Source organism: Dyadobacter sp. 22481 (assembly GCF_052044875.1).
Lineage (GTDB): Bacteria > Bacteroidota > Bacteroidia > Cytophagales > Spirosomataceae > Dyadobacter > Dyadobacter endophyticus.
In genome coordinates, this window is the sequence record NZ_JBQENV010000001.1 from 1,359,673 (window position 1) to 1,382,568 (window position 22,896).

A 22,896-nucleotide genomic window follows, 5' to 3' on the forward strand; every position below is an offset into this window, starting at 1 on the left:
CCGTGAGAGAGTACTGGAACAAACGTACGGCAATTTTGTCAAAATGTCATTTGGATGAATTTTTTAGCACATATTTTGCTATCTGGCGAGAATGAGGGAGTGATGATGGGCAATTATGTCGGTGACTTCATTAAAGGACGTCTGAGTGATGAAAAGACTGCCAACTGGAATCCCGACTATGTGCTGGGGCTGAAATTGCACCGCTTTATCGATTCATTTACGGATAAGCATCCCGAAGTACTCGAAGCCAAAGATGTGGCGGCGGTTACACAGGGAAAGCTGGCGGGAATCGTGATGGACATCTATTTCGATTATTTCCTCGCCAAAAATTTCGAGCATTACCATCATGAACCGCTTTTTGTATACGCGCACCGGATTTATTCGGTGATCGAGCGGAACGCCCACCTTATCCCGGAGACAATGGTGCCGATGGTGCGTTCGATGATCCGGCAGGACTGGCTCAACACTTATGAGACGTTCGACGGTATTGATACCACGTTTCACCGCCTTTCGCGCCGGGCGGAGTTTTTAGCGCCTATCTCCACGGCTGTCAGCGACTTGCAAGCCAATGAAGAGTTCTATTATACCAAATTCGTCTCCTTTTTTCCGGAATTGCGCCGGCAGGCAGGGCAATTTATCGTCGAAAACGCGGCATAAATCGTTGTGGAACGGTAAATTTGATGCCTGGACCGCATGCCGGTCTCAATTCCCAAACTCATGGCACAAACACCTGATATTATCCTTAAAGAGCTCAAAAGCAAGAAGTTTCGGCCGCTGTACTTCCTGCATGGCGACGAACCCTATTACATCGATTCTATTGCCGAAGAGCTTGAAAATAAAGTGGTTCCGGAATCGGAGCGGGGATTTAACCAGTTTGTGCTGTACGGAAAAGACACCGACGTGGCCGGCGTGCTGAGCTACGCGCGGCGGTTTCCTTTCATGGCCGAGCGTCAGCTGGTTTTGGTGAAAGAAGCACACCGCCTGAACGGCATTGAACAGAAGGAACAGCAGCAGCGATTAGAAGATTATGCCTTGAACCCAGTGCCAAGCACCGTGCTGGTGTTTTGCTATCACGCCAACGCAGACGAGCGAAAATCTTACCTTAAAGCCTGCAATGCAAATGGGGTGGTGGTGCAATCTAAAAAGATGTATGACAATAAGCTGCCCGACTGGGTAGGCTCATTTTGCCAGCACGAGGGCGTAAAAATCAGTCCGAAGGCCGTTCAAATGCTGGTGGATAACATTGGTAACGACCTGAAACGGCTTTCAAACGAGATCCGCAAGATCATGGTGAACCTGCGTGTAGACGAAGGTATTGATGCGACGGCGATTGAAAAGTTTGTAGGTATAAGCAAAGAATATAATGTTTTTGAATTTCAAAAGGCATTGATGCATCGCGATGTGCTGAAAGCGAACCAGATAGCCGCTTTTTTTGCTTCCAATTCCAAGGACAATCCGCTGGCGCCGGTGTTGATCATTTTGTTCGGATTTTTCTCGAAACTACTCCTTACCCATGCGGCGCGCGACAAATCGGAAAAGGGGTTGGCTGTGGAGCTGGGTGTTAACCCGTATTTCGTCAAGGATTATCTGCTGGCCGCGCGAAATTATCCAATGGGCAAGGTTGTTAATATTATCCATTACCTGCGCGAAAGCGACGGGCGTTTGAAAGGGCTTGACGGCACGAGTATTCCCGAGGGCGAGCTGCTGCGGGAACTGGTTTTCAAAATCGTGCATTGAGTGAATGAGTGAATTAACCCCAAGATGCATCAACAAACTATCCTTATCGCGGTCCCGCCGCTTTTCAATTTCCAGGAATGCCTCTGGTTTTTAAACCGCAATTACGACGATTGCCTGCATTTGGTAACTGAAACAGCAGTTTTCAAAGCAATTGCGACGCCTTATGGCGACGTGCTTTTCCAGGTAAGTGAGCAGGGTAATTTTTTGAAAATCGAGATTCTGGAAGGTGCTGCAAATCCGGAATGCCGCGATTTTCTCACAGCTTACGTCAGCGATTGGTTCGATCTGGATCGCGACCTTCTGCCGTTTTATATGCAGTTAAAGCGGGACAGCCGCCTGGCATATATGGCTGAAAATTTCTCCGGCTTGCGGCTGATGGGCATTTCCGATATGTTTGAAGCACTTTGCTGGTCTATTATCGGGCAGCAGATTAACCTCACATTTGCATATAAAATGAAACGGCGCATGGTAGAGCGCTATGGTCGGCATATTGAATGGGACAATCAGGTTTTTCATATTTTTCCTGAACCGACAGTTTTGGCCAATGCGGAAATCGATGTGCTGCGGGGAATGCAGTTTTCACAAAAAAAGGCGGAATATGTGATTGGTGCGGCTCGCGCATTCGTGGAGGGCACGCTCAGCCGTTCGCTAATCGACGCTTTGCCGGATTTTGAGTCACGACAGAAGGCGTTGGTGGGGCACAAGGGAATTGGTATCTGGACGGCCAATTATGTGCTTATGAAGTCGTTCCGTGCGCCCGAGGGTATTCCACATGGAGATGTGGGGCTGCTGAATGCGCTGACCGGCCATGGTATTATCGCCGAGCGTACTGAAAAGGACAAAATCGAAGCCTTTTTCCGTGATTATGCAGGCTGGGAAACCTATGTCACGTTCTATTTGTGGAGGAGCCTGGCTGTAAAGCCACTAACTTAATTTCCATTTCAAATATGTCTCGCGCATGCAATGCCCGCACGGCCGGTACCCATGCGTGAGCGCGTCACGCTCGTCGGAGAAGAATACCCTGTTGCTTCGTTTCATTCGTTTTCCGGATCCGCAGGATAATCGACCGTAAATTTTAAGGTTGCGGTTGCCGGCCATTGTGATGGTAAAGCTGGCAATCATTCGTTTCAGCTTCCGGCTCGTCGCGAAGTTTTCCGGGCCTAGTTCTTCGTGGCTGATCATGCGTGCTGTTTTAAATGCATTTGCCGGGAAATGCCCGGTTTTAGCTCAATGCATCATGAAAAATAATACCTAACGTGTACCGCTGGCCGTCATGCACTTCGCTCACGCCGTGCTTCATATTGACGCGGTAGTAGCCCTTGCTGCCTTTCACAGGTCTGAAATTCGTCGTAAAAAGCAACGCATCGCCTTTCCGGGGTTTTAAAACAATGGCCTTCGATTGCGCACGTGGTATTTGTTCGGTCATAACGAATTCGCCGCCGGTATAGTCCTCGTCCGGCTCGTTGAGGAACAGCACCATTTGAATCGGAAAGAACAGCTCGCCATAAAGGTCCTGATGCAACGTATTATGGCCGCCTTGGCCGTATTTCAGGATCAGTACCGTCGGTTTTGTTTGTCCCTCAGCCTTGCACAGTTCCTGAAAATCTTCGAAATGAGCAGGGTAGGGATTTTCTTTGCTGAGCGCATTCATCCATTGATTAGCAATGGGCGCCAGTTTTGGGTAAATGCTTTCGCGCAGCCGTTGGATAATTGAGGGTAGTGGATACGAAAAGTATTTATACTCACCCAGCCCAAAGCGATATCGCTCCATGACGATCGTCTTGCGGTAATGTGCCGGATTGGCATATTCAGCAATCAGATTGTCGCATTCCTCTGCATTCAGAAGCTGATTAAGTTGCGCATAGCCGCGCTGGTGAAGGTTTTCGCGAATGGAAGCCCAGTCGAGGTTTTCAATGGTGGTCATTGGGTATTTTGATTGGTTGAACCAAAATTACCCGGCCCGGGCGTGCACTGAAACCCGATTCTTGCGTAGTTAAGCAAATGGCACGAAGGTCAGCCTTCGTGACTTGCTATTCGCAGGCCTCCGGCCGGAGGCCTGCGAATAGTGTGTGCAAATCAAGAGATTTGCACCATTAAGCCGACAGTACCGTTTCGTCTTTGCGTTCGCCGATTTGCTGGCGCCACATCGCGTAATAGAGGCCTTTTTCTTCAAGCAATGCATGATGACTGCCGGTTTCGACGATACGGCCTTTTTCAAGCACATAGATGCGGTCGGCGTACATGATGGTCGATAGCCGGTGTGCGATCATGACAGTAATGTGCTGGCGCTGGTCGGTAATGTCGCGAATGGTGTTCGATATTTCTTCTTCGGTGAGCGAATCGAGTGCTGATGTTGCTTCGTCGAAAATGATCAGGTGCGGGTTACGCAGGAGTGCGCGGGCGATCGAGAGGCGCTGGCGCTCGCCGCCTGATAATTTCAAACCGCCTTCGCCGATCATCGTGTCGATGCCATTCTCGGCTCTGGCCAGCAGGTTATAGCAAGCGGCTTTCATGAGCACGTCGTTGATCATTTCGTCGGTTGCTCCCGGATTGACAAACAGCAGGTTTTCCTTAATGGTACCCGAAAAAAGCTGCGTATCCTGCGTCACAAAGCCGATTTTATGCCTGATTTCGTCAAAATCGATATCTTTTCCACTCACACCGTTATAGAAAACAGCGCCTTCGATAGGTTGGTACAGTCCAACGAGCAGCTTTACCAAGGTGGTCTTGCCGGAGCCCGATGGCCCCACGAATGCAATGGTTTCTCCACGTTTCACATTAAAGGAAATCTCCTCGAGAGCAGGGCGTTTGGCCGTTTGATGCTGGAATTTCACATGGTCGAATTGCAACTCCTTAATGTCGGTAATGCTTTCAGGGTTAGCCGGTTTGTGTTCTACCGGTCGGGCCAGCAATGTTTGCAGGTTATTCAAAGACGCCTCAGCTTCACGGTAGGAGAGGATCACATTGCCCAATTCCTGCAATGGTCCGAATATGAAGAAGGAGTAGAATTGCATCATCATCATCTGCCCCACGGTAATTTTATCACGGAACACGAAAAACAGTAGTGCGAACATCACGCATTGTTGTAGAAAATTGACGAACGTTCCCTGGATGAAACTTACCGAACGGATGCTTTTTACTTTTTTCAGTTCGAGTTTCAAAATTTTATAAGTTGTGGTATTCAGTCGTCCGATTTCCTGCTGCGTCAATCCAAGGCTTTTTACGAGCTCGATATTGCGCAACGATTCGGTGGTAGAACCGGCCAATGCGGTCGTTTCCTTCACGATATTCTTCTGGATCGTTTTGATTTTCCTACTCAAAACACTAGTCAGAAACGCGAGAATGATCGAGCCGACGAGGTAGATCAGCGGTAACCACGGGCTGAGCCTGAATGCGACGATGACCACGAAAACAATACCTACTGATGTGAAGAACAGGACGTTAACGAAGTTGAGAATGAACTTTTCACAATCGGCACGGACCTTCAAAAGCACGGAAAGCGTTTCGCCCGAGCGCTGGTCTTCAAAATCCTGGAACGGGAGCCTTAATGCATGCCGCAGCCCGTCGGTATAAAGCGCTGCACCGAATTTCTGGATCACGACATTCACCAGGTAATCCTGAAATGCCTTGGCTATGCGCGATACCATCGCTACGCCGATGATCATCAGCAGGCCCATCAGTATCCCCTTAAAGAATGCATTGTCAAGTCCCTTCGTGCGGAACTCTACCGCTTTGTTGGCGTAGGGATCGATGAGGTAGTTACCGAGGATGTAAGGGTTGAGAAGGGAGAAGGTTTGATTGACGGCCGCCATTAGCAGGGCCAGGAAAATGAGTCCCTTGTACCTGCTCAGGTATTGGAATAATAATTTCATACAGTTCTGAGGTGATTCGGTGGTGTTACCAATTACTGTAAACCGAAATGCGCCGATTTTAATTCTCGAGAAGGCACAAAATGGCGGAAAATAAAAAAGACATCCGGGAGGATGTCTTCAACAATGTAGCGGGGAGCAGGATCGAACTGCCGACCTTAGGGTTATGAATCCTACGCTCTAACCATCTGAGCTACCCCGCCGTCGTAATTGTGGTGCAAAAGTATGTTAAAGAATATTACGATGCAACCCGTTTGCCCATTTTTAACGTAAATTCCGCATAATTTTGAAACAACAAATTTATATTTACACGCATTTATTGTCGATTTATATTATATTACAACTTTTAAATCAGCACATAAGGCAAGGCTAACGAGGCCGCACCTTTAATTTCAGCACATATGGAAAAATATAAATTTGTTACCGAATTTGAATTGCGTTCCTCCCCTAAAGTTCTCTTTCCATATATTTCCACACCCTCGGGACTGCAACAATGGTTTGCCGAGAAAGTGACTGTGCTGCCCGATCACCGTTTCGATTTTCAATGGGACGGCGACAGCCATATTGCCCGACAAACCGGTTTGCGGATCAACAAGGCGGTGCGTTTCGATTTTGAGGACACGAGTGACGACAATCTTGATAACAACCATTTGGAACTAAAATTAGAAGTTAGCGAGTTAACCCAGACAACCTTTTTACGCGTGATCGACTATTCGTCGAATCGAGACAAGGACGAGCTTCATTCATTGTGGGAGGGATTTATTGATAATTTAAGAGAAATAGTAGGTAGTTGATGAAAAAGCTGGATAAGCTTATTTTAACGTCCTTTTGGGGACCTTTTGTGATTACAATGTCGGTTGTGGTGTTCGTCTTCCTGATGCGGATCATGATCTTTTACATAGATGACTTCGTGTCGAAGGACCTGAACGTCATGGACTATGCACAACTATTCTTCTTTTTCAGCCTCATTACCGTGCCCACGGCATTACCGCTGGCAATGCTGCTGTCTTCCCTGATGGCTTTTGGCAACCTGGGCGAATTCTTTGAACTTACGGCCATCAAAAGCGCCGGTATTTCCGTAGTGCGCGCCATGTTGCCGATGTTTATCGTGGCTGTCGGAATCAGCATCTTCTCCTTTTATTTTAACGACCGCGTTTCGCCCTGGGCTAACCTGAAAGGGTATAGTCTGCTGTATGACATCAAAACCACGAAAGCTACATTAAAAATTAAAGAGGGGATATTTTACAATGATTTGCCCGGGTATAGCATCAAGGTCGACGAAAAGCTGGACAACGGCAAGATGATCGGCATGGTGATCTATATACACAACAGCCGGTCGTACGAATTGGGGAATACAGAGATTATCCTGGCAGATTCGGGCAGAATGTTCTCCATTAATGAGAACCGTTATCTGGTGATCGAGCTTTACAACGGTACCCGTTACACGGACGAGCAAGCTTCGGGAAGCTCTCGACCCGTTTATATTGCATCGCCCGCCGGTTCGCAGACTCCCTATTCCAATTTTAACCGTCAGTCGTTCAGGCATTACCGCCTTACGGAAAGTCTTGCGTCGTTTGGAATGAAGCGGACGGACGAAGGGCAGTTCAAATACCACGAATTTATGAAGAACATCAGCGATTTGACGGCAACAGCGGATTCGTTACGTACTTCCTACCAGGAAACAAAGAAAAACCTTGTTTCAGGCAGTCAGCAATATTATTCCTACAACTACCGCGAAGGCACCGATAAAACGCTCAAGAGCGGTAAATGGATCGACTCGCTGCTCGCGAAGCCTGTTTCGGACAGTTTGAAAAAGGATATCCTGATGAATACCAAGGCGGCATCAAACAGTATGTTGAGCTATATTAAGTCGCAGCAAGACTATTTGCAGACGAAATTGAAGGACGCGAGTAAGTACGAACTGGAAAGGCACCACAAATTCACCCAGGCGCTTTCCTGCCTGATCATGTTCCTGATCGGCGCGCCATTGGGAGCTATTATCAAGAAAGGCGGGTTCGGCGTACCCGTGCTGGTTTCGATCCTGTTCTTTATTCTGTTGTATGTACTGACAAATCAGGGCGATAAATGGGTGAAGGAAGGACTGGTGGCGGTTCCGATCGGTGCGTGGATGGCCAACACGCTCCTGTTTGCGACGGGTATTTACTTTATTGAGCGCGCTCGGAGCGATTCACGGTTGTTCGAAAAGGATGTTTACCAGATGTTCTTCAAAAGAATTAAGTCCAAATGGGCAAGTAGATTCGGGAAAACGGAGCTTATCACTCATAATTAATTTAAATTATTTTAAAAACCGGTTTAAAAAGCCTACTTTTGCAACTTTATTTGCGGCAAGGTGCCGTGATTACTACATATCACTTTAATCTGTTGTTACAATCATGTATTTAACCGCGGAAAAGAAGAGCGAGATCTTCGAATCGAAAGGTTTTAAAAAGGAGAGCGGTGACACCGGCTCTGCTGAATCACAAATTGCTTTATTTACGTACCGTATCAATTATCTGAACGAGCACCTCAAAACGCACAAGAAAGATAATGATACACGTCTGGGCCTCCTCAAAATGGTAGGAAAGCGCAGAAGATTGTTGGATTATCTTTACAAAAAAGACATCAATCGCTACCGTGCGATCATCGCCGAATTGAACATACGTAAGTAATTTGAAATCAGGGAACTTTACATATGTGAAAGTTCCCTGATTTTTTGCGGAAAAAACAAGAACTTACCGGGGCGTCAGGACGGCGTCTCACAGCTACAAAAAACAATATTCTATGCTCTTTAATATAGTTACCAAGACTATAACCTTACCGGACGGCAGGGAAATCACAATCGAAACAGGAAAATTAGCCAAGCAAGCCGACGGATCGGTGGTAGTCAGAATGGGTAACACCATGTTGTTGGCTACGGTTGTTGCTAACAAGGATATTAAGGAAGGCCTCGACTTTCTGCCATTGTCAGTCGACTATCAGGAGAAATTCGCATCAGCGGGACGTATCCCGGGAAGCTTTCAGCGCCGGGAGGGCAAGCTGTCTGACCACGAAGTGTTGACAAGCCGTCTGGTGGACCGCGTATTGCGTCCGCTTTTCCCTGAGGATTACCACGCAGAAGTACAGGTAAACATTCTTTTGATCTCTGCTGATGCAGAAGCATTGCCGGATGCATTGGCTGCATTGGCGGCATCGGCTGCATTGGCGGCATCGGATATTCCTTTCGGCGGGCCGGTTTCGGAAGTTCGCGTTGCTAAAATCGATGGCGAATATGTGATCAACCCGGGAACGACTGCGCTGGCAAATGCAACGCTCGACCTGATGGTAGGCGCGACGTATAACGATATCGCGATGGTGGAAGGTGAAATGAGCGAAGTATCGGAAGAGGAAGTGATCGAGGCGCTGAAAATAGCACACGCAGTTATCAAAGACCAATGCGCTGCGTTGAAGGAATTCGAAGCGGCTGTTGGCAAAACTGAAAAAAGAGAATATGTAGGCGACCCTGCCGACGAAGCGCTTGAAGCACGTCTGCGCGAGTTTGCTTATGGCAAAATATATGCGGTAACGCAGTTGGGTTCTACTAACAAAACAGTTAGAAAAGACGGTTTCAAAGCTGTTTGGGAAGAATTCAAAACAACTATTACAGAAGAGGAGAAACCGGAGTTTAACGAAGGGCTCGCGAAGCGATATTTCAACGACCTGGTTTGGGAAGCATCACGCCGCCTGGTACTCGACGAAAGAACGCGCCTTGACGGCCGTAAACTCGACGAAGTACGTCAGATCGCTTCGGAAATCGATTTCCTGCCTAATGCACACGGTTCCGCGCTCTTCACACGCGGGGAAACACAATCGCTGACTACCGTAACGCTTGGTACCAAGCAGGACGAACAGATCATCGATACCCCATTGAAATACGGTTACAGCAAATTCCTTTTGCACTACAACTTCCCGGGTTTCTCAACCGGCGAAGTGAAGCCAAACCGCGGTCCTGGCCGTCGTGAGGTAGGGCACGGTAACCTCGCATTGCGTGCACTCAAAAAAGTGTTGCCGCCAGTGGAGGATAACCCGTACACCATCCGTATCGTATCCGACATTCTTGAATCGAATGGTTCGTCGTCTATGGCGACCGTTTGTGCAGGATCTCTGGCATTGATGGACTCAGGTCTGAAAATCAAAGCACCGGTATCCGGTATCGCAATGGGTCTTATCTCGGATGAAGCAACCGGCAAGTATGCGGTTCTTTCCGATATCCTTGGTGACGAAGACCACCTGGGCGATATGGACTTCAAAGTAACCGGAACAGAGCAGGGTATCACTGCCTGCCAGATGGATATGAAGGTGAACGGCCTTTCATTTGAAGTATTGACTGAGGCATTGATGCAAGCCAAAGCGGGTCGTCTGCACATTCTTGGTGAGATGAACAAAACCATCACCGAAAGCCGTGCTGACCTGAAACCTCATACACCACGTGCTATCGTGATCAAAATCGATCGCGAGATGATCGGTGCTGTGATCGGGCCAGGCGGAAAAGTGGTTCAGGATATTCAGAAAGAGTCCGGCGCAACGATCTCCATCGAAGAGAAAGACGGCGCAGGGTTCGTAAGTATATTCTCTGCTGATAAGACTTCCATGGATAAGGCGGTTGCACGGGTTAAAGGCATCATTCTGGTACCTGAGATCGGTGAAATCTATTCCGGCAAAGTGAAGTCGATCATGCCATTCGGAGCCTTTGTAGAGTTCCTTCCAGGTAAAGATGGCTTATTGCACATTTCCGAGATCAAGTGGGAGCGCCTCGAAAAAATGGACGGCGTTCTGGAAGTAGGAGAAGAGGTGCAGGTCAAGCTGGTCGAAATCGATAAGAAAACTGGAAAATACCGCCTTTCACGCAAAGTATTGTTACCAAAGCCTGAGAACAAAAAAGATTAATTCAGTGTTCTTCTAGGCAGGAACGGTAAAAACGTCGTTATATAACATACTTAATAAAGACATAGATGAGACAGCTAAAGATCAGTAAGCAAATTACCAACCGTGAAAGTCAGTCATTAGATAAATATTTGCAGGAGATCGGTAAGGTGGATTTGCTAACGCCGGATGAGGAGGTGACGTTAGCTCAGAAAATCAGGGATGGAGACCAGTTGGCTTTGGAACGTTTGACCAAAGCGAACCTGCGCTTCGTGGTGTCAGTTGCAAAGCAATATCAAAATCAAGGCTTATCGTTGGGTGACCTGATCAACGAGGGTAACCTCGGTCTGATCAAAGCAGCACAGCGTTTCGACGAAACAAGAGGTTTTAAATTCATTTCATACGCAGTTTGGTGGATCCGTCAATCGATCCTGCAAGCATTGGCAGAGCAGTCGCGTATCGTACGTTTACCCCTCAACCGTGTAGGTTCTTTGAACAAAATTTCAAAGACTTTCTCGGAACTGGAACAACGTTTCGAACGTGAACCGTCACCAGAAGAATTGGCGGAAGTACTGGAAATTTCTTCATCGGAGGTAGTTGATACCATGAAGATTTCCGGTCGCCACGTATCCATGGACGCTCCATTCGTACAAGGCGAAGAAAACAGCCTTTTGGACGTGCTTGAAAACGACCTGGAAGACAAACCGGATTCGGGACTGGTGAACGAATCGCTTCGCAAAGAGGTGCAGCGCGCATTGTGCACGCTTACGCAACGCGAAGCAGACGTAATTGCCTTGTATTTCGGGCTGAATGGCGAGCATGCGATGACTTTGGAGGAGATCGGGGAGAAGTTCAACCTCACACGTGAACGCGTACGCCAGATCAAAGAAAAAGCGATCCGCAGATTGCGTCACGTTTCCAGAAGCAAAGCTTTGAAAACCTATTTGGGTTAATGCATCTCGAAATGCAAACCTTCTAATTACTTTAATAGCCTCTTTCGGGAGGCTATTTTCATTTTCAGACAAGGAAGTTTTCCATGGCTATTTTACAACCTTTGATCGACATGGCCGAAATCTGCTTTCAGCAGGGGATTCGCCACGTCGTAATTTCTCCGGGCTCCCGCAGCGCAGCATTGACGCTCGCATTTGTGCGTCACGGCGGCTTTCAGCCCCATGTCTGCATCGACGAACGTTCGGCGGGCTTTATTGCCCTCGGGATAGCCCAGCAAATCGATTCTCCCGTGGTTTTGATATGCACCTCGGGTAGCGCGGCCTACAACTTCGCTCCGGCCGTTTCTGAGGCATTTTTCCAGCAGGTTCCGCTGCTGGTTCTCACGGCCGACAGGCCTAAGGAGTGGCAGCACCAATATGATGGCCAAACGATCTATCAAACAGGCATTTTCGGTCAGCATGTAAAGCGCTCCTTTGAGATTTCGCCCGATTATCAGCACCCGGACGTGCAATGGGCGATCAACCGGGTCACCAATGAGGCGGTTAATCTGGCTTCGATTGCTCCAAATGGCCCGGTGCACATCAATGTGCCGATCCGTGAGCCGTTTTACCCGTCTTCCGGCGAGGATTTCAGGCCTTCGGATCAGGTTAGGGTTATTAAAAGGCAGGAAAACGAGGCAGTATGGCCGCAAACGGTCTGGGAAGAATTGCTTGATGAATGGGAGAACGCATCCAATATCCTCATTGCAGGCGGACAGGGCAAGCCCGACAGCGCATTGAATACCGTATTGACCCGCATTAACGAGGAGTGGCAGATTCCCGTCTTGGGCGACTGCATCGCCAACTTGTCGGGCAGGGAATTCATACGTCATCATGACTTGTTTTTGGGTACAAAAGATGTTGAGAACCTCCGGCCGGATCTGCTGATCACATTCGGAATGTCGTTCCTTTCGAAGGAATTCAAGCTATTCATTCGAAAAAATCCCCCTAAATACCATTGGCACCTGGGCGAAGACGCGTTTCTGGCCGACCCGTTCCAGTCGGTAACCAGGGATATTCCGGGAAAAGCGGCATCATTTTTCGAAAAGCTATTCGAAAAACTTGATTACCAGTCCTTTGTCGAGAATTCAGACTTGGGGCACGACACCGCATTTCATACGTTATGGCTGCAAAACGAGCGAAATGCGCGGCAGAAGAAGCATGAAATCGTGAAAAACCTAACAATGTTCAATGACCTATCTTTGTTAGATATCATATTTAAATATATTAAAAGCCAGCATCAGTTACATATAGCTAACAGTATGTCTGTGCGCTATGCTAATTTGCTTGCCACTGAAAACGAATGGTCGGGGGTATTCGCGAATAGGGGAACGAGCGGGATCGATGGCTGTGTAAGCACGGCGATAGGCGCGGCACGCGTGACCGGTAGATCGACACTGCTGATCGTAGGCGACGTAGCTTTCCTTTACGACCGGAACGGCTTGCTGATCGACGATCTGCCCCGAAACTTGAAAATCGTTGTGCTGAACAATGCGGGTGGGAACATATTCCGGATGATCGACGGCCCGGGAAGCTTACCGGAACTGGAAACATTTTTTGAGACCAGGCATTCATTCTCCGCGCAGCGTACGTGCGAGGATTCTGGAATTGCATATTTCGGAGTTTCCGGCAAGGAAGAAATTGATATCGTTATTCAGAATTTTCTGGATTTCGACGGGATCGCCTTACTCGAAGGTTTTACCGATCCCGTCGAAAATACAAGGGCTTGGCGGGAGCTCAAACGCGCCCTGCATTAGCGATCCTACCGGCAGTATTTGGCCGCTTCGGCCGTTGCCAGGGAGTCTTTCAGCACGACTCCCTGCTTCCAAATTTTACACGCTTCTGCAAGGTTTTTTTCCGACATATAAGCCTGCCCGGTCAATCCATAGAGTGATTCCACAGGCTGCGCAATTTCGATGGCCCTGCTGAATGCTTTCAGCGCTTCTGCGGTATTCCCTTTCTGCTGATAATAGATGCCCAGGTTGCGCAGCGCGTAGCCGTTTTTCGGCAATTTGTCCAGTGATCTTTCGATGAGCTCGCGGGCTTCGTCCGCTTTTCCGGTTTGAAGCAATGCATACGCCTTGTTGTTGAGCGAATAGGGTTCGGCAGGGTCATGGCTCAGCACCTGGTCGAAGTATGTGATGGCTTGTGGCCATTGCCTGTTTTTTGAAGCGATGAGTCCCAGGTTATTCAGCGCCTGCGGTTGTGCGGGATCGAGGGTTATTGCGCTCTCAAAATCTAACCTGGCTTCCGAATAGGATCCCATCCGGTAATACACGGCGCCGCGGTTCACGTACGCCTCCACGTTTGTTTTGTTCAACCGGAGCGCGGCATCATATTCCGGAATGGCAAGGGAGGGGTTCCCTTCTGCGTCGTGGAGGTTCCCTTTCGCAAGATGGAAACGAGTGGAGTCCTGATATTGCTTTTCAATTTGCGCCAAATCTTCCCGAGCCTCTCTCAACCTGCCCAAATCCAGTGCTGCTTCCGACCGCACGAGATTTGCTTGTGTCAAAGTAGGGTCAATGCGGATCGCTTCTGTCAAAATCTCGTAGGCATCTTCACCGCGCCCCAATTTCAACAAAGTTATCCCCTTGTTGAGATAGGCGTCCGAAAAATCTGCATTTTTGGCAATCGCTTCGTCATATAGCCTTATTGCCTCGGCATAGTTCTTTTGACTAAGAGCCTGGTTGCCTTTCAGGAAAAAATCGGCAGCATCCTTTTTACTCTGACTTGTACAGTTGAATAAGATTAGTACTAAAAAAAATAGCCGGATTAACGTATTGAATTTGAATAACATATGATTAGTAATAGTAAGAACACCAGTTATGCGCTACATTAAAGACATTCCTAACCCTCGCTTCAAAATCGGTCTTTATCAATGGAACAGTAAGTACATCATCAGAATAGAGTCGGGTATGTATGAGCAAACTTACAAAATCGATGATTACGAAGTTGCTTCCACGGACGAGCTCGAAGTTTGCATGGACGAAGACTTCACCAATGCGGTAGCGTCGCGGTTCGATGCGATGCACGGGGATTTTAACGGCTCGCTGATACGCCATAATGTGCTTTTTTAGCCCATTACGCCTATTTCTGATTAGCGGACGTATACGGTTTTAGTACGCTTTTCGTTAGATAGCAAACAATTTTAAGCGGTAAGTGAGGACCAAAATATTCTTTTGTCAGGATATGGCACACCACAACAACTTAATTCAAAACTCCACCAACTCAGTATCTATGGTTTTTAAACGCAGCGCCTCCACCATCGGCATGTTTGTATGTGTAGGCGCGTCTTCCGTAGTAGCCCAGAATACGCTTAGTATTACGGAGCCGGAAGCACACTTTCGCAACGGCCTCGAATATTACGCAAAGTCCAACTACGTGGCTGCAAGGCAGGAATTCGGCGAGTTCCTGAATTCGCAGGATAAGTTGCTCAGCACGAGCGACTATAATAAGGTTACAGCCGAGTATTATGTGGCTGTGACGGGGCTATACCTCAATTACCCAGAGGCCGAGGTGCAAGTCGACAGGTTTGTTAAGAACCACGCGGAACACCCCAAAGCGCAGCTTATTTACAGCGATTTGGGTAAATACTATTATGAAAGCGGTAACTACGAAAAGGCCATTACATACCTGGAAAAGGCGGTAGATCTGCCGGGGGCAGGAGCGGGGAGGCTGGAAAGCACCTACCGGCTTGCGATGGCATATTATAATACGAAGCAGCCGGATCTTGCACTTCCGTTGTTCAATCAGGTGAAAAGTGAAGCGGGATTCGAGAATGCGGGCGACGCCTCTTTTCATGCTGGTGTGATCAACTATCAGAAAAATAACTTCGAGGAAGCTTACCAGGATTTCAAGCGGATCGAGGAGCATCCTTATTATAAGAATGAGGCACCAAACTGGATCATTTCTTCGCTCTACCAACTCAAAAAATTTGACGAGCTCCTGGCATATGGCGAACGTATCTTAGGCGCACAGCGCGGTAATACCAAGCTGGATGATGTGGCCTTGTACGTCGCGGAGGTGTACTATGAGAAAGGAGACTATGCTAATGCAGTGAAGTCATACGAGCGCTACAAGCGTATGAAGCCCGGCGCGATGCCTCCATCGGTTGCTTTGCACTACGGGCATGCGCAGTTCCGCAACAATAATTTTGAAGGGGCAATTGCTTCATTAAAGCCAATTGGAAACGGCAAAGATTCTGTTTCGCAGTACGCTTCATATATACTGGGAATCAGCAACTTAAAGACGACTAATTTAAGCAATGCTTTAACGTCATTCGGTAATGCGGCGTCATTGGACTTCAACCAGGTGGTGAAGGAAGAAGCTACTTACAACCATGCGAAAGTGCAGCTGGAAATGGGCAATAACGCCGATGCGGTGAAAGAGCTCAGTAATTACATGACGAAGTACCCCGAGAGCAAGCATACGGAAGAAGCCACCGAGTTAGTGGCCGAAGGATATGCCAGCGCCAGCAACAGTTCGCAAGCCATAAAGTACATTGAGGGGCTGAAAACGCGCAATGCTAAATTAAATAGTACGTATCAGCGGCTGACATACAACCAGGGCGTGACGGATTTTAATGCGGGCCGCTTTGAGCAGGCCATTGAAATGTTCGAGAAGTCACTGAAATACCCGATCGATGTAGAGCTTTTCAATTCGGCATCATTCTATAAAGCGGAATCGGTTTACGGTTTGAAGCGTGTGGACGAAGCCGCTGCGTTATACAACCAGATTGCCAAGAATCCCAAAGCAGGTATTTATGCCAGAAAGAGCCTGTATGCTTTGGGATACATTTATTATAACCAAAAGAAATACAGCCAAGCGCTGCCGTACTTCCGCGACTTCACCAACAATATCGAAGGAATGGAGGCTGACATGATCGAAGACGCGCACGCGAGGCTGGCCGACTGTTACCTGGCTGCCAAGAATTACAACGAGGCGATCCGCACTTATGAGCAAGTTGCTGCGAAAGGCAAAGTCGATAAAGATTACGCGCTCTTCCAAAAGGCTCGCGCGTACGTATACATGAACCGCGAGGCCGAAGCTAAGCGGCAATTCGAGTTACTGATCAGCCAGTACCCGCAATCCAAGCATCTGGACAATGCATATTTCCAGCTCGCGGACATCGATTTCCAAAATCAGAGCTATTCGGCCGCTGTGAAGGGTTTTACCCGGCTGGTCAACGAAAAGCCGAAGAGCACGCTGATCCCGGCCGCTTTGCTTCGTCGGGCGCAGTCGTACTACAACTTGCAGGTGTATGAGCAGGCGATCGTCGATTTTCGCAAGATCCTGACGGAATACGCCGATTCTCCATCGGCAGAAAGTGCTTTGGAAGGTATCCAGGAGAGTTATTCTGCCGTAGGACGTCCGGAAGAGTTTAACCAGGTGCTGGGTGTTGTCCGTAAAAACAATCCGGGCAACGATAAACTGGAAGGCGTTGAATTTGATAACGTGCGGAACTTGTATTATGCGGAGAAGTACGAGAATGCGATTACTGCATTGCAGGCGTTTCTGCAAAGCTATCCGGCCAGCAAACATCAGTATGACGCGACCTACTTCATTGCATCGTCCTATGATAAGACAAACCGGGTGAATGAAGCGCTTCAATATTACAGTAAAGTGGTTCAACAAAACCGTTCGCAGTTTGTAGGTGCAGCAGCGCAACGTTCGGCGGAATTGGAAATCGGTCGCGGCAACTTTAATAACGCGGTAACGAGTTTCCGGGTGCTTTCGCGCAATGCCGAAAACAAGAAGGATCAGGCTACCGCGTGGACAGGCCTGATGGATACCTACTTCACGTTGAAGAGCTACGACTCGACGCTGTATTATGCGAAGGAGATCATCAGCATGGGCAATATCGTTCCGGCGAGCCTGGGCAAGGCGCAGCTCTACCTCGGAAAAGTACCCTACGAGAAGGGCGATTTGAAAAAGGCCGGCGAGGAATTCAGGAAAGTATCGACTTCTTCCAAAGATGAGTATGGTGCGGAAGCGGCATATTGGTCGGCGATGGTCCTTTACAAAGAGAAGAAATACAAGGAAGCGGAAACTGCCATTATTGATATGGGCAAAAATTTCGAAGGGTACGACTTCTGGCGTGCGCGCTCGTTCATTCTGCTTGCGGATGTGTACCTGGGCATGAACGAGAAGGTTCAGGCGAAAGCCACGCTTAACTCCATTATCGAGAATTCCGATGACAAGGAAGCGGTTGAACTGGCGAAGGAGAAGTTGAACAAAATTGAAAAATAACCCGTGAATTACGGTTTCATTAAACAGAAAAACTCGTTATCCATGACGCATTCCAAGATATTACGTTCCTCATTGTTTTTGCTGGCGCTGGGCTTCTCGTCCCAGTTCGCGATCGCACAGCGGGGAGAGATTGAAAGCCAGACTTACGAAATCTTAAAGGACAAAAGCATTGAATTTGCCCCGGCCGACCGGGTTTTCGACAAAGTGCAGCCTGTGAAAGGCGAAACGGGTAAGAAGAAAGTTTCGTACCAGATCGTCGACCCGGAAATCAATATTGCCTCCCCGAAACTAACCCCGGCCGTGCCGGCCTCCTCTGACGAGCAAAGCCGCAAGGACGAGCCCGATGTGCTGAACAATTATGTAAAAGCAGGTGGCGGTAATTACGGGCGGTTTTTGGGCGAGATATTTGTTGGAGGAAGGCCGAAGGAAGACCTTGCATTTACAACGCAGCTGAAACACCTCTCGGCGGCCAACGGCCCGGTGGATGGTAAAAATTCAGCCAATGCAGCCACGAGTTTCAAAATCGGCGGGAAATATATCCGCTCGAAGTATAAAGTCGATGCAGGCTTTAATTTTGATCGTAAAAACTATTATTTCTACGGCTACAAGCCCCAGCCCGAAGGCGTTGTTGTGAACCGCGATACGATCCGGCAAACGATCAACCAATTTGGGTTTAACCTCGGATTCGAGAACACTGATGCTTCTGTATTAGTGGATTACTCGGTGAAAACTGGGTTGAACACTTTGAAAGACCGCTACAATGCGTCTGAAATCGACTGGGGAACGAACCTGACCGCCTCGGTACCCATTTCTGAGACGTTCTTTGCCTTACTCGAAGCAGACGCCTACGTATCGCAGCGCGTCGATTACTTTACTTATAACCGTAACCTCTTCCGTGTTAAACCTACTTTCAAGTACGTGAACGAGATGTTCTCGGTTTCGGCGGGTATTAATGCGGTGAATGAGACAGATAGCCAGCTCGATATCAACCGGACGAAAGCATTTCCGGCGGTTAACCTGGATGTGACACCATTTTCAGGCGTCCACATTTTTGCTGGCTGGAATGGCGATATTGTCCGGAACACATTGAGAAGTATGCTGAGTGAAAACCAGTGGCTGGGGCCGAACGTGCTAGTCATGAATACCGAAAAAACGTCGGATATCAGCGCAGGTGTTAAAGGAGAGACGGGTACAGGGATTAATTACGAAGGTAAAGTGGCCTACACCTCTTACAAGAATTTTTATTCCTATAACAACTCGCTCTCGGATACGTCCCGTTTCTCGGCCATTTTCGACCCGGGCAAAACAAAGGTGCTGACGATTTCCGCTCAGGCGGGATACAATTTCAACGAGTTGTTCAAGACCTCGCTCAAAGCCAATTTCTTTGATTACGCCGTAGATAAAGTAGAAGAGCCCTGGCACCGTCCCGATCTTACTTTGAACTGGTTCAATGCCCTTACCATCAGTAAAAAGCTCTTTGTTACTGCTGATTTTTATATGCTGAGGGGCCTGAAAGCGAAAAATTTTCAGACTGGCGAGGTTACCAAATTGCCGGTGATCGCGGATCTGAATCTTAAAATCGACTACCTGTTAACCAGGAACTTCTCTGCATTTGTGAACCTGAACAATGTGTTAGGCAAAAACTATCAGCGATATCAATACTACCCGCAGCAGGGGCTGAACTTTATTGCGGGATTGTCATTTTCTTTTTAACTTCGCTGAGTTAACACCAAACTTTGCTTCATGATAGCAGTCGAAACAGTCATTCGGAAACTCATTGGAGAATACGAATTCGTGATCATTCCCGGCTTCGGTGCCTTGCTTTCGCATCAGGTACCGGCGGTTTATGACGGTAATTCGGGCATTTTCGCACCGCCTGTCAAGAGGCTGGCATTTAATGAGTACCTGAAACTGGACGACGGGCTGCTGGCGAATTACATTTCGCGCCATGAGAAAGTGACCCACGCGGATGCGGTGGATTACATCAAAGGCTATACGGATCGTCTGAGATCGGGCCTGGACGTAAACGGAGAGGCGAGCATTACCGGCATTGGCGAATTCAAGCAAAACGTAGAAGGAAAGCTGGTATTTGAACCTAACACTGGTAAGTACTTTAAAGACGAATGGTACGGCTTCGAGAAGGTGAAAGCCGCTGAGGTACAGGCGCGCCCGGTGGCCGTATTGAATTCGGCACAATACATCAGCGATGACGTTGAATTGGTTGAACTGGAAGCAGAAGCAAGGCCGCGTCGCTGGACGGGCTGGGCTGCCGCGGCAGTAATAGCCGGTCTGCTTTGTGGATTGAGCTTTTTCCTGGTAAATACCGAGAACGAATATATCAAAAGCACGTTAAACCCGTTTGCGGAGATGTTCAGCCGGAAAGAGGCTGCCGGAACAACGGTGGTAGCCAGCGAGCAGGTTGAAACACCTAAGCCGGCACCGGTTGCCGAAGTGGTTGTTGCAAAAGTAGACTCGATGCCGGCGGATTCAGCAGTTTCAAATACCCCTGAAACGGTGGTGACTACCCCCGCACCGATTCCCGCGGTCGCAGAGGCAAAACCTGCGAATGTGGCTTCCGCGAAGTTTTACGTAATAGCCGGTGCATTCAAGGGAACGAAACAGGCAAATGTTTTGCTTGCTGAACTGACGAAAAAAGGATTTACAAAAGCATTGATTATCCCGAGCGACGAGCGCAGCAAGAAAGTGAAGGTAGCCGTGGATGGATTTGACAATGAAACCGATGCATACCGCGCATCCGCACAACTCAAAGCGGTTATCGGTGAACCGGGCTGGGTTTATAAGAAAAAATGAGGTTTTAAACCTGAAAATAGAGAAAGGAGGTCTTTGGCCTCCTTTTTTGTTGCATACGTTTTTTACTACTTTTACGTTTTCCGAAAGAAAAACCCATTTTGATAAAATGATCACATTACAGGCAGAAGACCGGCAGCGAATCGCAATATCATGGGCATGGTCCTTTGGGATCACTGCTGCTATGCTGGCCCTATTCTTCTTCATCCGGCTCAGCTCCTCCATCCCAAAAGTGGAACCTATGGAATTGTTCGTGGAAGTGAACTACGGGACGAGCAAAGTGGGAAAAGGGGATGTTCAGACCTATAACAAGCCGAACGACAGCAAGGTCGCGGAAAACATGAAAGCGGACGCCGACGAGGTGAAGAAAGTGAAATCGGTAGCGACACCGAAACCGACGCCTCCCACACCGCCTAAAATAGAGTCGCCAAAGCCCACAAAAACCGTCGCTGAGAAGCCTGCCATCACTTCTAAGGTAGAGAGCCCGGTGGAGGCGCCTGAGAAGACTGACGTTAAAAAATCGACAGGAAGCGAAAATGCTTCGGCACCGGTAGTGAAGCCAGCGCCTGAAAAGGCGGTTAATAAGGACGCATTGTTCAGCAAATCATCCGGTAGCAAATCGGGGAGCAACGGTACAAACGGTACCAAAACAGGCATTGGCGGTAACAATAACGGCGACGATGCGGAAGGAGTAGGCGACAAAGGATCTAAAACCGGCAGCCTTTTTGCCAAAACCTACAAAGGGGAAGGCGGCGGCGGAGGAACCAATGTGGGGCTTAACCTGTCGGGATGGAGCTGGTCGAGAAGACCTGTTGTAGATGATAATTCAGACGCCACGGGCGATATTACATTCAAAATTACTGTCGACAGAAACGGCCGCGTGAAAAGTGTGATCACCCAGGCAACGACTGTTACCGATTATGCGGTAGTCAACAAATACAAAAGCGCTGTCAGAGACCTCACTTTCGTGCCCAAGTCGGCCAATGTACCGGACGAGTCGATCGGTACCATCACTTTTAAAATACGTTCACGTTAATATTTAAATGACATATCAGGAAACGATCGGGTATCTCTACGAAAGATTACCGGTTTTTCAGAATATCGGGGCCCGTGCTTTCAAGCCGGGCCTTCATACTACCCGGGAATTATGTAAATCTCTGGGCGATCCCCAGGACAAATATCCCACCATCCACATTGCGGGTACCAACGGAAAGGGAAGTACCTCGCACATGCTGGCAGCGGTCCTGCAAGAGTCGGGATACCGGGTTGGACTATATACTTCGCCTCATTTGAAGGATTTTCGTGAGCGCATTCGTGTAAATGGAGCTTGTGTACCCGAAGAATTCATCATTCAGTTTGTCGATGATCAAAAATCTAACATTGATAGATTGTCACCATCGTTCTTCGAAGTCACCGTAGCGATGGCATTTTCCTACTTTGAGAAGGCTAACGTGGATGTAGCGGTGATCGAGGTGGGCATGGGCGGCAGGCTGGATTCGACTAACATCATTACGCCGGAGCTGTCGGTCATTACCAACATCAGTTTTGATCATATGCAGTTTTTGGGCGACACGCTCGGCAAAATCGCGGGTGAAAAGGCCGGGATTATCAAAAGTGGTATTCCGGTAGTCGTAAGTGAGTATCAGAATGACGAGATCTCCAATGTGATTAATGCCGCCGCCGCGGCTGCCGATGCCCCTCTGATTTTTGCCTCCGAGGTGATCGAAGTAGACTTTGTGGCATTGCTAGACGGTCAAATGCTCGTCGATGTGAGGGACAAGGCTTCGGGAGCGATCGTTTCAGGAAGGCTGGCGGCCGATCTCACAGGAGCTTACCAGTTAAAAAACATAGCCGGCGTTTGGGCGGCCTGCGATGTACTTGCATTAAAAGGCTGGAAAATAACCGATGATTCGATAAGAAGTGCGTTAAAGTCGGTAAGCGCGATCACAGGGCTGAAAGGACGATGGCAGCAGTTACGCCAAAATCCCGACGTGTATTGTGATACGGCCCATAACACGGCTGGTCTCACGATAACCCTGGCACAGTTCGAGACGGTTTGCAGAGGAAGGAAGCGGTTTGTCGTCGGTTTTGTCGGTGATAAGGACATTTCAACGATGCTGTCGTTGTTTCCGCAAGATGCGCAGTATTACTTTTGCCAACCATCCAACATGAGGGCGTTGAAAGCCCAAGAATTGCAATCCAGGGCGCTTGAACACGGTTTGGTAGGCAAAACCTTCGGAAACGTAAACGAAGCGCTGGCAGCGGCCATTAAGGATTCTGCTCCGGAGGACGCAATTTACGTTGGCGGTAGTACCTTTGTAGTCGCAGATATTGAAAGTTTATAG

General features: G+C 48.4%; 19 protein-coding genes and 1 tRNA gene. 15 read left to right on the plus strand and 5 right to left on the minus strand.

The window, feature by feature from the left end:
• Positions 1-54 precede the first annotated feature (54 nt).
• From ACTJJJ_RS05270 to ACTJJJ_RS05280, 3 genes are read left to right on the plus strand one after another with little or no spacing between them, the layout of a single operon-like run.
• A complete protein-coding gene (locus ACTJJJ_RS05270; RefSeq protein WP_188929897.1) occupies positions 55-657 on the plus strand; it encodes an ACP phosphodiesterase in 603 nt (200 codons plus the stop codon).
• A gap of 60 nt (positions 658-717) precedes the next feature.
• Positions 718-1,737 carry a DNA polymerase III subunit delta gene (gene holA / locus ACTJJJ_RS05275; RefSeq protein ID WP_188929895.1) on the plus strand — a complete coding sequence of 340 codons (1,020 nt, stop codon included), beginning with the start codon at positions 718-720 and terminating at the stop codon, positions 1,735-1,737.
• A 24-nt stretch (positions 1,738-1,761) separates the two neighbouring features.
• Complete coding sequence (locus tag ACTJJJ_RS05280; RefSeq protein ID WP_426294523.1) at positions 1,762-2,670, plus strand: DNA-3-methyladenine glycosylase family protein; 909 nt, start codon at positions 1,762-1,764, stop codon at positions 2,668-2,670.
• On the opposite strand, the gene ACTJJJ_RS05285 is transcribed toward ACTJJJ_RS05280, so the two are convergent.
• The 4 genes from ACTJJJ_RS05285 to ACTJJJ_RS05300 all read right to left on the minus strand — a co-directional run bounded on the left by ACTJJJ_RS05285 (position 2,662) and on the right by ACTJJJ_RS05300 (position 5,809).
• Complete coding sequence (locus ACTJJJ_RS05285; protein WP_426294522.1) at positions 2,662-2,919, minus strand: Ada metal-binding domain-containing protein; 258 nt, start codon at positions 2,917-2,919, stop codon at positions 2,662-2,664. The genes ACTJJJ_RS05280 and ACTJJJ_RS05285 overlap by 9 nt on opposite strands.
• A gap of 40 nt (positions 2,920-2,959) precedes the next feature.
• Complete coding sequence (locus ACTJJJ_RS05290; RefSeq protein ID WP_426294521.1) at positions 2,960-3,661, minus strand: 2OG-Fe(II) oxygenase; 702 nt, start codon at positions 3,659-3,661, stop codon at positions 2,960-2,962.
• Positions 3,662-3,830: 169 nt separating this feature from the next.
• On the minus strand, positions 3,831-5,609 hold the full coding sequence (locus ACTJJJ_RS05295; RefSeq protein ID WP_440701613.1) for an ABC transporter ATP-binding protein: 1,779 nt from the start codon (positions 5,607-5,609) through the stop codon (positions 3,831-3,833).
• A gap of 126 nt (positions 5,610-5,735) precedes the next feature.
• Positions 5,736-5,809, minus strand: a tRNA-Met gene (locus ACTJJJ_RS05300).
• A gap of 198 nt (positions 5,810-6,007) precedes the next feature.
• On the opposite strand from ACTJJJ_RS05300, the gene ACTJJJ_RS05305 reads away from it, so the two are divergent.
• The 6 genes from ACTJJJ_RS05305 (at position 6,008) to menD (ending at position 13,251) form a co-directional block, all read left to right on the plus strand.
• Positions 6,008-6,400: an START-like domain-containing protein gene (locus tag ACTJJJ_RS05305; protein WP_188929886.1), complete on the plus strand. Its 393-nt coding sequence runs from the start codon at positions 6,008-6,010 to the stop codon at positions 6,398-6,400.
• Positions 6,400-7,896: an LptF/LptG family permease gene (locus tag ACTJJJ_RS05310; RefSeq protein WP_188929884.1), complete on the plus strand. Its 1,497-nt coding sequence runs from the start codon at positions 6,400-6,402 to the stop codon at positions 7,894-7,896. The genes ACTJJJ_RS05305 and ACTJJJ_RS05310 overlap by 1 nt, the downstream gene beginning before the upstream one ends.
• A gap of 103 nt (positions 7,897-7,999) precedes the next feature.
• Positions 8,000-8,275, plus strand: coding sequence for a 30S ribosomal protein S15 (rpsO, locus tag ACTJJJ_RS05315; protein ID WP_031527901.1), 276 nt, complete (start codon positions 8,000-8,002; stop codon positions 8,273-8,275).
• Between the two features lie 112 nt (positions 8,276-8,387).
• Complete coding sequence (gene pnp / locus ACTJJJ_RS05320) at positions 8,388-10,529, plus strand: polyribonucleotide nucleotidyltransferase (RefSeq protein WP_426294519.1); 2,142 nt, start codon at positions 8,388-8,390, stop codon at positions 10,527-10,529.
• Positions 10,530-10,594: 65 nt separating this feature from the next.
• A complete protein-coding gene (locus ACTJJJ_RS05325; protein WP_015810559.1) occupies positions 10,595-11,458 on the plus strand; it encodes a sigma-70 family RNA polymerase sigma factor in 864 nt (287 codons plus the stop codon).
• A gap of 83 nt (positions 11,459-11,541) precedes the next feature.
• On the plus strand, positions 11,542-13,251 hold the full coding sequence (menD, locus tag ACTJJJ_RS05330) for a 2-succinyl-5-enolpyruvyl-6-hydroxy-3-cyclohexene-1-carboxylic-acid synthase (protein WP_426294518.1): 1,710 nt from the start codon (positions 11,542-11,544) through the stop codon (positions 13,249-13,251).
• 5 nt (positions 13,252-13,256) lie between these two features.
• Here menD and ACTJJJ_RS05335 read toward each other — a convergent pair whose 3' ends face one another.
• Complete coding sequence (locus ACTJJJ_RS05335; protein WP_426294517.1) at positions 13,257-14,291, minus strand: tetratricopeptide repeat protein; 1,035 nt, start codon at positions 14,289-14,291, stop codon at positions 13,257-13,259.
• A gap of 28 nt (positions 14,292-14,319) precedes the next feature.
• Here ACTJJJ_RS05335 and ACTJJJ_RS05340 point away from each other — a divergent pair, with 28 nt between their 5' ends.
• The 6 genes from ACTJJJ_RS05340 (at position 14,320) to ACTJJJ_RS05365 (ending at position 22,896) form a co-directional block, all read left to right on the plus strand.
• Positions 14,320-14,571 carry a hypothetical protein gene (locus tag ACTJJJ_RS05340; protein ID WP_188929876.1) on the plus strand — a complete coding sequence of 84 codons (252 nt, stop codon included), beginning with the start codon at positions 14,320-14,322 and terminating at the stop codon, positions 14,569-14,571.
• A 160-nt stretch (positions 14,572-14,731) separates the two neighbouring features.
• On the plus strand, positions 14,732-17,743 hold the full coding sequence (locus ACTJJJ_RS05345) for a tetratricopeptide repeat protein (protein ID WP_426294516.1): 3,012 nt from the start codon (positions 14,732-14,734) through the stop codon (positions 17,741-17,743).
• Between the two features lie 42 nt (positions 17,744-17,785).
• On the plus strand, positions 17,786-19,456 hold the full coding sequence (locus ACTJJJ_RS05350; RefSeq protein WP_188929872.1) for a TonB-dependent receptor: 1,671 nt from the start codon (positions 17,786-17,788) through the stop codon (positions 19,454-19,456).
• A 30-nt stretch (positions 19,457-19,486) separates the two neighbouring features.
• Positions 19,487-20,554 carry an SPOR domain-containing protein gene (locus ACTJJJ_RS05355; protein WP_426294515.1) on the plus strand — a complete coding sequence of 356 codons (1,068 nt, stop codon included), beginning with the start codon at positions 19,487-19,489 and terminating at the stop codon, positions 20,552-20,554.
• 106 nt (positions 20,555-20,660) lie between these two features.
• Entirely contained in the window at positions 20,661-21,587 is a 927-nt protein-coding gene (locus ACTJJJ_RS05360) for a hypothetical protein (protein ID WP_426294514.1), read from the plus strand.
• Positions 21,588-21,594: 7 nt separating this feature from the next.
• On the plus strand, positions 21,595-22,896 hold the full coding sequence (locus ACTJJJ_RS05365; protein WP_426294513.1) for a bifunctional folylpolyglutamate synthase/dihydrofolate synthase: 1,302 nt from the start codon (positions 21,595-21,597) through the stop codon (positions 22,894-22,896).